At 37.7% G+C, this 12713-nt stretch carries 12 protein-coding genes; 5 read left to right on the top strand and 7 right to left on the bottom strand.

Annotated elements, in window-relative coordinates:
* Positions 1-220 precede the first annotated feature (220 nt).
* The gene (locus EA772_RS04635) at positions 221-2389 is read left to right on the top strand and encodes a carboxy terminal-processing peptidase (RefSeq protein WP_238533759.1); all 2169 of its coding nucleotides are present in this window, start codon (positions 221-223) and stop codon (positions 2387-2389) included.
* Positions 2390-2468: 79 nt separating this feature from the next.
* Here EA772_RS04635 and EA772_RS04640 read toward each other — a convergent pair whose 3' ends face one another.
* From EA772_RS04640 to EA772_RS04650, 3 genes are all read right to left on the bottom strand, one after another.
* Complete coding sequence (locus EA772_RS04640; protein ID WP_371683160.1) at positions 2469-3392, bottom strand: helix-turn-helix domain-containing protein; 924 nt, start codon at positions 3390-3392, stop codon at positions 2469-2471.
* Between the two features lie 5 nt (positions 3393-3397).
* On the bottom strand, positions 3398-4291 hold the full coding sequence (locus EA772_RS04645) for an SDR family oxidoreductase (protein WP_124911464.1): 894 nt from the start codon (positions 4289-4291) through the stop codon (positions 3398-3400).
* A 212-nt stretch (positions 4292-4503) separates the two neighbouring features.
* Positions 4504-5436: an SPFH domain-containing protein gene (locus EA772_RS04650; protein WP_010600507.1), complete on the bottom strand. Its 933-nt coding sequence runs from the start codon at positions 5434-5436 to the stop codon at positions 4504-4506.
* Between the two features lie 111 nt (positions 5437-5547).
* On the opposite strand from EA772_RS04650, the gene EA772_RS04655 reads away from it, so the two are divergent.
* Positions 5548-5733, top strand: a complete 186-nt coding sequence (locus EA772_RS04655; protein ID WP_010600506.1) for a hypothetical protein — start codon at positions 5548-5550, stop codon at positions 5731-5733.
* 8 nt (positions 5734-5741) lie between these two features.
* Here the strand turns inward: EA772_RS04655 and EA772_RS04660 are convergent, their stop codons facing one another.
* The 3 genes from EA772_RS04660 to EA772_RS04670 form a co-directional block, all read right to left on the bottom strand.
* The gene (locus tag EA772_RS04660) at positions 5742-5924 is read right to left on the bottom strand and encodes a hypothetical protein (protein ID WP_116168949.1); all 183 of its coding nucleotides are present in this window, start codon (positions 5922-5924) and stop codon (positions 5742-5744) included.
* A 36-nt stretch (positions 5925-5960) separates the two neighbouring features.
* Entirely contained in the window at positions 5961-7061 is a 1101-nt protein-coding gene (locus EA772_RS04665) for a CapA family protein (RefSeq protein WP_124911466.1), read from the bottom strand.
* 96 nt (positions 7062-7157) lie between these two features.
* A complete protein-coding gene (locus tag EA772_RS04670; RefSeq protein WP_010600504.1) occupies positions 7158-7715 on the bottom strand; it encodes a C40 family peptidase in 558 nt (185 codons plus the stop codon).
* 950 nt (positions 7716-8665) lie between these two features.
* Between EA772_RS04670 and pdhA the strand changes: the two genes are divergently transcribed.
* Positions 8666-9661 (top strand): pyruvate dehydrogenase (acetyl-transferring) E1 component subunit alpha, encoded by a 996-nt coding sequence (gene pdhA / locus EA772_RS04675; RefSeq protein WP_010600503.1) that lies wholly within the window; start codon positions 8666-8668, stop codon positions 9659-9661.
* A gap of 31 nt (positions 9662-9692) precedes the next feature.
* Positions 9693-11354 (top strand): dihydrolipoamide acetyltransferase family protein, encoded by a 1662-nt coding sequence (locus EA772_RS04680; protein WP_124911468.1) that lies wholly within the window; start codon positions 9693-9695, stop codon positions 11352-11354.
* A 151-nt stretch (positions 11355-11505) separates the two neighbouring features.
* On the opposite strand, the gene EA772_RS04685 is transcribed toward EA772_RS04680, so the two are convergent.
* Positions 11506-11883, bottom strand: a complete 378-nt coding sequence (locus EA772_RS04685; RefSeq protein WP_124911470.1) for a GxxExxY protein — start codon at positions 11881-11883, stop codon at positions 11506-11508.
* 250 nt (positions 11884-12133) lie between these two features.
* Between EA772_RS04685 and EA772_RS04690 the strand changes: the two genes are divergently transcribed.
* Positions 12134-12685, top strand: a complete 552-nt coding sequence (locus tag EA772_RS04690) for a cupin domain-containing protein (RefSeq protein ID WP_010600501.1) — start codon at positions 12134-12136, stop codon at positions 12683-12685.
* Positions 12686-12713 lie beyond the last annotated feature (28 nt).

Raw genomic sequence — 12713 nt, forward strand, 5'->3', positions numbered from 1 at the left:
TTGTAATATTCTATTTCAGAATACCTTACAGCGATATTCTCAAAACAAAAGCCATAATATTTCGTTAAATTTCAGGATTGTTAAATAAAAAGCTTTTAGCTAGATTTGATAAAATTTTAACAAGAGACGGTAATAATGCTGTCTCTTTTTTGTTTTTTCGTTAAAATGGTACCATATTGGCTATATAGAATTGAAAATGGATTTTAAATCGTTTAAAGAGATGTTGAAGAGAATATTTTTTGTAATTTTTACAGCAGCAGTACTTGCCTGTCATGCTGACCCTAAACCACAACCAATTGTGGAGGGCGTTACAAATGTGATGCCTGATGAACAACAAAAGTTGGTGATTAAGGAAGTTGTAAATCTTATCGAGAGTTACAATTATAAAAAAATCCAAATTAATGATTCGATTTCATCATTAATTCTTGATAAATACATTAAATCTCTGGATCAGGGTAAAAATTATTTCCTTGCTTCTGATATAAAAGAGTTTGAGAAATACAGAACCACACTTGATGACGACTTTAAAAACGGCGATTTAAGTGGGCCATTTTACATTTATAACGTTTATGCTAAACGATTGAATGAGTATTTTAAATATTCATTGGCTCAAATTAAGAGCAAATTCGATTTCAATCAAAACGATACTTACGTTTATGATCGGGAAAAATTGCCTTGGGCAGCGTCATCAACAGCGTTGAACGAAACCTGGAAAAAAAGAGTTAAATATGAGTTGATCAATTTGAATTTAGCAGGAACAGCTCAGGATAAAAATGTAGAAACACTCACTAAACGTTATCAGAACCTTCAATCACAAACTTCTAAAACAAATAATCAGGATGTATTTCAGATCCTGATGGATGCTTTTACAGAATCTGTAGATCCGCATACCAATTACTTTGTGCCAACAAGAGCCACTGAATTCAACGAGGAAATGTCTCGTTCATTCGAAGGTATTGGCGCCAGGTTACAATTGGAGAATGAAGTGGTTAAAATCTCCGAAATTATTCCGGGTGGACCTGCTTTTAAAGGAAAACAATTAAGCGCTGGCGATCGAATTATTGCGGTTGCGCAAGCTGATGGAGAATTTGTTGATGTGGTTGGTTGGAGATTAGATGTAACAGTAACCAAAATCAAAGGCCCTAAAGGTACAAAGGTTCGTTTAAAGGTAATTCCCGTTGGAAAAGAAATGTCTTCCAAGCCTGTTATTATAGAGCTTGTGAGAGAGAAGATTATCCTGGAAGACCAGTCAGCTAAAAAGAAAGTGAAAACTGTAACTACAAATGGTAAAGATTACAAAATCGGCATCATTTCTCTACCTGCGTTTTATGCTGATTTTAAAGCCGCAAATTCAGGCGATAAAAACTACAAAAGCACTACACGTGATGTAAGAAAGCTGGTTGATTCTTTAAAAAACATCGATAAAGTGGATGCAATTGTGATGGATTTACGTGGAAATGGTGGTGGTTCTTTGGTTGAAGCCATTTCACTTACAGGGTTGTTTATTGATAAAGGTCCTGTAGTTCAGGTAAAAGATTTAAGAGGAAAAATTGAAGTAGATGAAGATCAAACGTCAGGCGTTGCATGGGATGGTCCATTTGGCGTGATGATTGATCGTTTAAGTGCCTCAGCCTCTGAGATTTTCGCCGGTGCAATTCAGGATTATGGCCGCGGTATTGTGATGGGCAGCCAGAGTTATGGCAAAGGAACCGTGCAATCTTCTATTGATTTAAATAAACTGGTTAACCCGGGCATGCTTCAGAAAATTGCCGGCTTGGTTACCAGAGATAAAACTATCGGAACTTCTCCTAGTACCGCTAACCCTGCAGATATTAATCTTGGCCAGATCAATTTGACAATGGCAAAATTTTATCGTGTGGCCGGAAGCAGTACACAACACAAGGGCGTTACACCCGATATTGTTTTCCCATCACTTTACCCAATGGATAAAATTGGAGAAGATACTGAACCATCAGCCTTACCTTGGGATGTGATTCCAAGTTCTAATTTTAAAGCTGTTGCCAATTTAACAGCTATCAAAGCAGGTTTGATTAAAAATAGTGAACAGCGTATCGCTAATTCACTTGATTTTAAATATGTAAAACAAGATATTGCCGAATTGAAAAAACGTGATGCTGAAGTGTCTGTTACTTTAAACGAGAACAAATTAAAAGCAGAACGGGATGCACAGGAGGCAAAATCTTTAACGAGGCAGAATGAATTAAGAGCTTTGCGAGGTTTACCAGCTATTAAAAAAGGTGAAAAAGTAACTAAGCAAGATGCATTTGATTTTATTGAAGATGAATCGCTAAAAGTAATGGGCGACTTCATGCAGCAATCGGGTAATTATGTAATGAATTTAGGCGTTGCAACTGCACCTAAACTCTAAGCAATACTTCATAAAAAAAAGCGAGCCATCTGATTATAGATGGCTCGCTTTTTTTTTACAATAATATATTCCTACGTCGTCAATTAAATGATTGCCTGAAGGCTGAAGGCGTAAGATTTGTTTTCGATTTAAATAATTTTGTGAAGGATTGCAAATGTTCAAAGCCTAAAGCGTAAGCAATTTCGCTAACCGAAAGATTTGTTGTCGATAGTTTTTCTTTTGCCAAATCAATCAGTTTTTGATGTAAATACTGCTGTGTATTTAACCCAATCAATGTTTTCAAAAGCCCGGACAGATACCCAGGTGAAACATTTAGTTTTTCGGCAATATAAGCCACGGTTGGCAATCCTCTTTCACCTAAATCATCCTGCTCAAAATAATCTCTCACAATATCTTCCAATCGGTCCAATAGCTGATGGTTTATAGCTTTGCGTGTAATAAACTGCCGCCCGTAAAAACGTTGAGCGTAATTGAGCAGGAGTTCCAATTGCGCAATCACCACATTTTGAGTAAAGCGATCAATATTGCTATTGGTTTCAGTTTTGACTAATTGAGCAATTGAATTCAGAACAGTTTCTTCATTTTCTGAAACATGTAAAGCTTCAAATAACGAATAGTCAAAAAAGTCATAATTTTTAATTGTTCTGGCCAATGTTGTATGCCACAGCACTTCGGCGTGAAAAAGAATCATCCATCCAGTGGGGCGATGTTCTTTATCTTCATTTATTTCAACGGTAAAAACCTGGCCAGGTGCCATAAAAAATAACACGCCATCATCAAAATCGCTTATTTGCTGCCCATACTTAATTTTAGCATCGGGAACACGTTTGAGTGCAATGGAATAAAAATCAAAAATCATTGTTTTCGACCGGCCGGTAACCGGCATACGCACATCTTCCATATTTACCACACTCACCAGCGGATGCCCTGGCTTAGGCAGTCCCGCGAGTTTATGATATTCTGATATGGTTTTAAAACGATATCGGTTTGAAACTTCCATCATACAATTTACTGAAAATAAACTCCATTCTCCAAGTCGTGAATCAAATCAGGATGAGTAAGCTTCCAATTTAAGCGCTTGCGAGTCAATTGCCCGGATGCAGGCCCATTAACACTTACGAAATGTTCAAACCAACCAAAATGTTCAGTTACCTCATCCCCTGATTTAGCCACCACCGGTAAGTTGAGTTGTTCACCAATAGCCTCTGCTATCGATTTAAGCGTGATCGATTCTTCAGCAACCCCATGATAACGGGCACCAGGTGTGGCCTGTTCTAAAGCTAGCCTGTAAAGCTTAGCGGCATCGAGTCGATGGACTCCAGTCCATTGGTTTTCTCCATTGCCTACATAGGCGGAAGAACCTTTTTCTCGTGCTATATTGATTAACATTGGAACAAAGCCGTGATGATCACCTTCTCCATGAACAGATGGCGACAAACGAACTACTGCTACCCGAACATCTTTTTCAGCAAGCTTATCTACCGCCTTTTCTGATGCCAGTCGTGGATTTTGACCGTTATAATTTGGCAACATGTCTTCGGTTGCCAAGCGGCCTGGATTAACCACAAGCGTTCCTGAAGTTACAATAAAGGGTTTGTCAGTTCCTACAATTGCATCACCAATCGTTTCTATCGCTATACGATCAATTTCACAAACCGCTGCAAAACGGGTAAAGTCATGAATAAATCCGGCATGTATAATACCATCGGCAGCTTTTGCCCCTTGCCTTAAACTTTCCAGGTCTTCGAGATCGCCTTTATGTACTTCAGCGCCTGCTGCTAGGAGGGCCTGCTCAGCCTTTTCGTTTCGGGCAAGGCCTAGAACCTCATGACCAGCATGAATCAATTCCTTGACTACTGCCGACCCCACAAATCCGGTTGCCCCTGTCACAAAAACTTTCATAGTTGATTACTTTTAATTTTTAAACTAGATTAATATGAGTGATGGATGAAATTAAGCTGCATGCCTCATCCGATCACCACACAAAATTCAATCAATTTCATTGTAGAAATTTAGCTTAATCTGGTTTTGATTTAGCCAAAACACATATAACTTAGGCAAAAAAAAGACTGCTGCTTAATAGCAACAGTCTTTTTCTGATTGAAAAATTTATTTTAGTCTTTTTTTATAGGATTCTGACTCAATTGCATGGCCATCATCTCTTTCATGGTTTTGTTCATGCCTTCCGTACTGCCATCCAGGAAGATGATATTCCCTTCGCCGTATTCAGCAAATTGTTTTATCGCTTCAGTCCACATCGTGAAAAGAATTACCGAAGTATCCAAATTGGCTTGCTGCATTTCATGTGCTGCATTGGTCATACCTTTTGCAACCTCTTCCCTAAACAAAGCAATACCCTGCCCACGAAGTTGTGCAGCTTCACGCTCGGCGGTTGCGGCAATTTTGATGGCATTTCCATCTGCTTCAGCGCCTTTGGTTTTGGTAATTAATAAAGCCTGACCTTCATTTTCGGCAGCCGCTTTTAAGTTGTTGGATGCCACCACGCGACTCATAGATCGCATAATTTCTTCATCAAAAGTAATATCGTTTAATTGAAGATCTTGTAGATGATAGCCCCACCCATCTAAAACCTGATCAATTTGCTCTTTTACATGTAATACAATTTCATTACGTTGCGCCAATACATTTGCTTGCTTTTGCGTAGCTACATAAGCACGAATCGAGCCTTCAATTGTTCTAATCAGTGCTTGCATCAGGTTTGTAGCATCTACGAATTTAAAAGCTACGTTTTTAATGGTTTCTTCATCCTGATTAACCACAGAATACAAAAGCATCGCCTTGAAGTAAACATTGGCCTGATCTTGAGTAACTGCCTGAAATGATAATTCGACCGAACGATTTTGAATCGAAATTCTAGAATAAATTTGTTCTATTAAAGGAATTTTAAAATTTAACCCCGGGCGAAGTTGTCTGCGGTATTTTCCAAAAACCGTTACCACTGCTATAGTGCCCTGTTTAACGGTAACAAAGGAGCTTAATAAGATAATAAGAAAGAGAAAACCGAGAATGTAAATAGTGTATTGCATAATTAGATTTTTTTATGAAGTTATAAAAAATAAAATACAAACATCACGCTTTAACAAGCAGCCAAACAAAAGGATTTATTTTTTGTCTATATACTACTAAAAAATCTAATCATGAATGTAAAACGCACTTTCGGAACAGTACTTACCATCTTAGGCATTATTGGGCTAATTTATGCAGGCTGGGGCTTTGTTAATCACAGCCAACAAACCAGAGGATTGCTTGTGTACGGTGTAATCGGTTTAATATTCTTCGTATCGGGAATTGGCTTGGTTAAAAATACCAAGGATGAAAGTTAACAGGCAAATTACTGCTTTTTCTTATGCCTTATAATTTGATATTGGCTGAAAGCCACCAGGCATCCGGCCAATATTATAATACCAGCTGACCAGATATTTTTTGGATTTTCATTAATGTAATAAGCTGCAACCAACACTAAAATTGCCGCTGAAATGGCAATAATGTAATGGAGAATTAATCCTTTTTTCATGTTTTTTAAAATTGAGGTTTAGCTTCGGTATTGAGTTTAATTTTCTTTCATTTCTATCCTGTTATCCTCAAACTTCAGCTGATGACCAATAAAATCGATATCAGTTAATTCTTTTATACGCTTAAAAGCCCTGTTGTTTTCATCGACGGTTAAACGGTTGATTTTGTCCTGTTGTATGGAAACTATATCAGCATATAGGAAATCGCCCTTAGCACTAATTTTCAACTGAAGTAGCGGCGCAATGCCGTTGTTACCCTTGAGGCTAAACATGCCATAGGTACAAAAATTACCCAGGCTGTAAGCGATAAATTTATTTTTATAAACTTCTACCGCCCGGGTTACATGCGGGCCGTGTCCTAAAACTACATCAGCACCTGCATCGATAACTGCATGGGCAAATGCATATACATTACCCCGATTTTCTTTATAAAAAATTTCATTTTTGCGTGGTACATGTTCAAACCTGGCACCCTCACCTCCGCCATGGAAGGAAACAATCACGATATCTACCTGTTTTTTCAGGCGGGCAACCAAAGCTTTGGCACTATCAATTTTATTAATTGAAACCGTATTTTCATTTGGCGCAAAAGCACAGAATGCATATTTAATGCTATCTTTTTCGAATATTTCGAAAGGTTTGTTCAGTTGCCCGGCATAATGAATCTGTAGTGAATCCAAAATACGAGCGGTATTTTTCCGGCCTTTAGCATCAAAATCTCCAACATGGTTATTGGCAATACTTAAAACGTTAAAACCTGCCTTTTTATAAATTCCGGCATAACGTTCAGGCATTCTAAAAGCATAACAATTATTCGGATTAATGCCATTGCACTTGTTTGAATTTCCAGAGTTTAAAAAACAGCCTTCTAAATTTCCGAAAACAATATCGCCCTTAAGCAAACTGTCTACCGCTTGAAAACTATTTACAGCATCATCCGGCGGTAAATTCGTTTTTGATGGAAATGCAGAACCCAACATGATATCGCCCACAGCAGTAATTGAAATCGTATCTTTTAGCTTTCTTTCGATAGTATCTTGTTTCGCGGCCGGAGTGTTAACCTGTGCGTTGTTATTGGTACAACTTAAAACGATAATTATGATAAGAAACGATAAAAGTAAGTTACTGGAGAGTTTCATTAATTAATTTATGAGGTATAAAAAAATCCTCCAAAATTACTTCAGGAGGATTGTATGTGTTCAATCTAATTGTAAATCTACAATCGTAGATTGTTATTATTCTACTGTAAATTCTTTCTTAAACGATTCTAAAATTCTTCCGCCTTTGTAAAAATAGCGGCTGTAATAAGGTTCATTTAAATTACTGATAACAACACCGCGTGAGCTGGATGCATGAGCAAATCTGTTATCTCCCAGGTAAATACCAATATGAGAAATACTTCTGCTCTTTATTTTAAAGAAAACTAAATCACCTTCTTTTAAATCATCTTTAGCTAATGGATCAACCATACTAAAAATATCACGTGAATTTCTTCTGATCGTGGTGTTGAAAACTTTGTCGTAAATCGCTTTAGTGAAAGCCGAACAATCAATCCCTTTTTTGCTCGATCCGCCGTAGCTATATGGCGTTCCGATCCATTCGTACACAAACTTATATAATTTCAAGTTTGAAGTTGCATCAACGGCAACACCCATTACTTGCGAAAAATACTGAGAGGCCAGGTTGTCGGGATCATTTAATTCTTTACCAGATTCTTTTGTTTTTGTTTGCGCAAATGCGGCTGAGAGCGTGCAGATAGCGATTAGGGATGAAAACAAAAATTTTTTAATCATGTTATACAGTTATGTTTGGGTATTCACTTACACAGTAACGTAAACCACATGGGCTTATTGTTGGTTGCCAAAAGTATTGATTATACAAATGTTATCCAAATGTTACCTGTTAAAAAATGAAAGTTATTAACATTTGAACGATTTCGACTTGTTAGGAATTGAGATTAAGATTAAAATATTATTTCGAAAAACAGTTTCTGTGCTTATCGGTTTCGAAAGTCCTGCTATCCCTACAATCTTTTGCGTTCGTTAATTTTAAACATCAATGCATCTGCCTCAAAAGTATTTTCGTTCTATCAGGTTTAAATTAATTAGGCTTAATGTGCTTTGGAATTTTAACCACCATGATATCTTCAATTTAAATAAAAAAAATATTGTTATCCTAACTTCCAAAGTTCAGCACAAGTAAACGAAGGACATATTTTGTTTTTTGCGTGGAAATAAGATTTTTTACAGGCTCAAACCCACAATGACTTTTCTGAAGTTAATCATATCGGAGCTTTAACATTGGAAAAGTGGTTTTAAAACCGTGACCAAATGCAGAAAGCTAGGCTAACTTAAGCCCGACAGCAGCATTTATCCTTTTTTGTGCTAAGATCTTTCTGTTTACAAAAGAAATTCACAAAAAAGATAATGCAAATGGCGGGGCCGCTTTAGCATAGAAGCTACTGAAATTGCCTTCCAAATAAAAATATATAAATTACGGTAATGGGCTATTTTACAGAATTATATTTCATCATCTACCTGAACCATTGCCTTGATAAACTGTCAAATCAAAATATGTGAAATCGACGTTTTGAGGGAAATAGAAAGGACGAATAAGTTTTTTCGATGAAACAACCGTTAATTCTACAATTGTATGAAAGTGTATGATGTTTTTACACTGAAAAGTGCCAAAAATTACAATAAAAAAATTAGATTTGCTGTCGCAAAAAAACAAATATCCTAAAATGAGTGCAGTAGAAATAAATAAAGATACTTGGTTAAAATGGTTCGAATCGATGTTGCTGATGCGCAAATTCGAAGAGAAAACTGGCCAATTATACGGACAACAAAAAATTCGTGGCTTTTGTCATTTATACATTGGGCAAGAAGCTGTGGTTGCAGGAGCAATTTCTGCAATGCAAAAAGGCGATTCAATGATTACTACTTACCGTGATCACGCTCATGCTTTAGCTTTAGGTGTTAGTGCCGATAGTATTATGGCAGAAATGTATGGCAAAGCTACTGGTTGCTCTAAAGGTAAAGGTGGTTCAATGCACATGTTTAGCAAAGAACATAATTTTTATGGTGGCCATGCTATTGTTGGAGGTCAGATTCCACTAGGTGCTGGTGTTGCTTTTGCAGAAAAATACAAAGGAACAGATAACGTTAACATTTGTTATATGGGCGATGGTGCCGTGCGCCAGGGTGCATTAAACGAAACGTTTAACATGGCTATGTTGTGGAAATTGCCTGTAATTTTTGTTTGCGAAAACAATGGTTATGCAATGGGTACTTCAGTACAACGTACTACCAACATGACTGATATTTATAAAATTGGTTTAGGTTTTGATATGCCATGTGCTCCGGTTGATGGTATGGACCCAGTTGCCGTACACAATGCAATGGATGAGGCCATTCAACGTGCCCGTAAAGGTGAAGGACCAACTTTCTTAGAAATGAGAACTTACCGTTACCGTGGTCACTCAATGTCTGATCCTGCAAAATATCGTACTAAAGAAGAATTAGAAGATTATAAGGCAAAAGATCCGGTTGAACTTGCAAGAGAAACTATTCTAAAAGAAAAGTATGCAGACCAGGCTTGGATTGAAGAGGTAGAAGCTAAAGTTAAGGCTACGGTAGATCAGGCGGTGAAATTCGCTGAAGAGTCTCCTTGGCCAGATGCATCTGAGTTATACAAAGATGTTTACATGACTGAGAACTACCCTTACGTAATGGACTAATTTTATAAAAGATTTCAATTAATTAGATATAATGGCTGATGTAATTAAAATGCCCAAAATGAGCGACACCATGACCGAAGGGGTTTTGGCGAAGTGGCATAAAAAGGTGGGCGATAAAGTGAAAAGCGGCGATGTTTTGGCAGAAGTAGAAACTGACAAAGCAACAATGGACATGGAATCTTATTGGGATGGTACACTTTTATACGTTGGTGTAAAAGAAGGTGAAGCTGTTCCGGTTGATGCTGTTATGGCCGTTATCGGTAAAGAGGGTGAAGATTTCCAGGCAGCTTTAGATGCTGAAGGAGCTGGAAGCGAAAAGCCTAAAGCTGAAGGCGAAGCGCCTAAAACTGAAGATAAAAAGGAAGAAGCTGCCCCAGCTCAAGGTGGTGGTTTAAGCGAAGAAGAATTAGCCGCAAAAGGTGTTACAGTAATTCGTATGCCTTTGTTGAGCGATACCATGACTGAAGGCGTTATTGCTGAATGGCATAAAAAAGTTGGCGACCAGGTGAAGGATGATGATGTTTTAGCTGACGTAGAAACCGACAAGGCAACTATGGAGGTTATGGGTTATGCAACCGGAACTTTATTACACATTGGTGTAGAAAAAGGTCAGGCAGCTAAAGTGAACGGTATTATTGCTATCGTTGGTCCGGAAGGAACAGATGTTAGTGGAATTTTAGCGGGCGGTTCTGCGCCAGCAGCGAAAGCTGAAAGCAAGGAAGAAGCGCCGAAAGAAGAAAAACAAGCTACAACTGCTGATGCAGGTGCCGCTGCGCCTGTTGCAGAAAGCTCTTCTGATAGCAGAGTGAAAGCATCTCCTTTGGCTAAGAAAATTGCTAAAGATAAAGGAATTGATTTATCGCAAGTTGCAGGTAGTGCAGAAGGTGGACGTATCATCAAAAAAGATATTGAAAACTTCAAGCCGGCTGCTGCTCCAGCGAAATCAGAGTCAGCTCCAGCTGCTGAGAAATCAAGCGCTGCTGCTCCTGTAATTCCAACATTTGTTGGTGAAGTTAAATTTACTGAGCAACCTGTTTCGCAAATGCGTAAAGTAATTGCAAAACGTTTGGCTGAAAGTTTATTTACTGCGCCACATTTCTACTTAACCGTAAGTATTGATATGGACAATGCAATGGCTGCCCGTACAGCAATCAACGCAGTTGCTCCGGTAAAAGTTTCATTCAATGATATCGTAATTAAAGCGGTTGCAGTTGCCTTGAAAAAACATCCTGCCGTGAATTCTTCATGGGGTGGTGATAAAATCCGTTTCAATGAGCATACTAACATTGGTGTGGCGATGGCTGTTGAAGATGGCTTATTAGTACCTGTAGTTCGTTTTGCTGATGGTAAATCTTTATCACACATTTCTGCTGAAGTAAAAGATTTCGGTGGAAAAGCAAAAGCTAAAAAACTACAACCTGCAGACTGGGAAGGTTCTACTTTCACCGTTTCTAACTTAGGTATGTTTGGTATTGATGAATTTACATCAATCATCAACTCTCCTGATGGTGCTATTTTATCAGTTGGTGCTATCCAGGCAGTTCCTGTTGTTAAAAATGGTGCTGTTGTTCCAGGTAACGTAATGAAATTAACTTTAGGTTGCGATCACCGTGTGGTTGATGGTGCAACCGGAGCTCAATTCTTACAAACGTTAAAAGGTTTACTAGAAGAGCCGATTAGATTATTAGCTTAATAAGCTATCATCCTAAGCTTGTCGAAGGATATTATGAATATTAAAGCCATTCCATTAAAGGAGTGGCTTTTTTGGTTTAGTTACTACACTAAGCTCCCGCAGATTAACACGATTTACGCAGATTTTATTTGAAATGCTTATTAAGTGGTATTTATAGCCCATTTACTTTGCGGTATATCGAACCAACAATATCTATCGTGTTAAAGTTTACGAGCAATCCCAATTTCAATCCGGAAAGCTTTAAATAAGTTAATACTTGTTTATGATGCACTGCTGCTAAAGTTTCTACTGATTTTATTTCAAGAATTACCAGCCTATTTATCAAAAGGTCTATTCTATATCCTGCATCTAGTTCAATATCATCAAGGATTATTGGTAGCTGAACTTGTTGTTCAACTTGTAATCCGCTTTGGGTTAAAACATGTGCTAACACGATTTGATATGCAGATTCTAAAAGTCCAGGACCTAGGGCATTGTAAGTGGTAAAGATTGCACCCCTAATTTTATAAGATAGTTCATTTTCATCCATAGCTAATTGCTTTAAGTTTTACGGATGATTATTCTAATATAAGTAAAAGTATGTATAATATTAGGCTGAACAATCTGCGGTAATCTTCTAAATCTGCGGGAAACCATCAAAAATCACTTCTCACTGATTTACGTTAATTACGCAGTTAAAAAATATTCTTTACTATTATTAGTCCAAAATAATCCGTGGAAGATAAAAACATCCTAAACCCTTTCTGTCATTCTTTGTTACTTATGGAAACCCCACAATCATGGACAAAGAAAAACTAATACAAGAAGCTTATCTTGTTGCACATAAAATAGAAGAGAACGGAAATTTTCCCAACAATCCGAATTTGCCTTTAATGATTTACAAAGGTGCATTCTTAATTCATCCCGATGAAACCGAAGAAGTGATTAAAAAAGTTTTCGCTCAGAATGGCTATACCAATGCCTGGGTGGATGGTATTTTTGATTACCAGCATTACCACAGCAACACTCATGAAGTGATGGGGGTATTTTGCGGTAAAGCTGATGTGCAATTCGGTGGCGATCATGGGGTTTGCATAGAATTAGATAAGGGCGACGTTGTAGTCATTCCAGCTGGCGTAGCACACATGAAATTAAATTCTAGCGATGATTTTACCGTTGTTGGTGCTTACCCTAATGGATCAGATTATAACATTAAATACGGCAAGGCAGAGGAACGTCCGGAAGCTGATGAAGATATTGCAAAGGTTAAAAATCCAGATAATGACCCTGTTTATGGAAGTAAAGGTCATTTGTTTGAGTGCTGGTACAAACAAAATTGCGCAAATGTTTAAAACTCTTTCCACTTAACCGTCTAAAATT

Origin of the sequence: Pedobacter sp. G11 (assembly GCF_003860265.1) — a bacterium.
Lineage (GTDB): Bacteria > Bacteroidota > Bacteroidia > Sphingobacteriales > Sphingobacteriaceae > Pedobacter > Pedobacter agri.

Bases quoted from the DNA above. Each gene is read 5' to 3' on its own strand.
- EA772_RS04635 (WP_238533759.1), top strand. From the start codon at position 221: ATGTTGAAGAGAATATTTTTTGTAATTTTTACAGCAGCAGTACTTGCC.
- EA772_RS04640 (WP_371683160.1), bottom strand. From the start codon at position 3,392: ATGATGGAAGTTTCAAACCGATATCGTTTTAAAACCATATCAGAATAT.
- EA772_RS04645 (WP_124911464.1), bottom strand. From the start codon at position 4,291: ATGAAAGTTTTTGTGACAGGGGCAACCGGATTTGTGGGGTCGGCAGTA.
- EA772_RS04650 (WP_010600507.1), bottom strand. From the start codon at position 5,436: ATGCAATACACTATTTACATTCTCGGTTTTCTCTTTCTTATTATCTTA.
- EA772_RS04655 (WP_010600506.1), top strand. From the start codon at position 5,548: ATGAATGTAAAACGCACTTTCGGAACAGTACTTACCATCTTAGGCATT.
- EA772_RS04660 (WP_116168949.1), bottom strand. From the start codon at position 5,924: ATGAAAAAAGGATTAATTCTCCATTACATTATTGCCATTTCAGCGGCA.
- EA772_RS04665 (WP_124911466.1), bottom strand. From the start codon at position 7,061: ATGAAACTCTCCAGTAACTTACTTTTATCGTTTCTTATCATAATTATC.
- EA772_RS04670 (WP_010600504.1), bottom strand. From the start codon at position 7,715: ATGATTAAAAAATTTTTGTTTTCATCCCTAATCGCTATCTGCACGCTC.
- pdhA (WP_010600503.1), top strand. From the start codon at position 8,666: ATGAGTGCAGTAGAAATAAATAAAGATACTTGGTTAAAATGGTTCGAA.
- EA772_RS04680 (WP_124911468.1), top strand. From the start codon at position 9,693: ATGGCTGATGTAATTAAAATGCCCAAAATGAGCGACACCATGACCGAA.
- EA772_RS04685 (WP_124911470.1), bottom strand. From the start codon at position 11,883: ATGGATGAAAATGAACTATCTTATAAAATTAGGGGTGCAATCTTTACC.
- EA772_RS04690 (WP_010600501.1), top strand. From the start codon at position 12,134: ATGGACAAAGAAAAACTAATACAAGAAGCTTATCTTGTTGCACATAAA.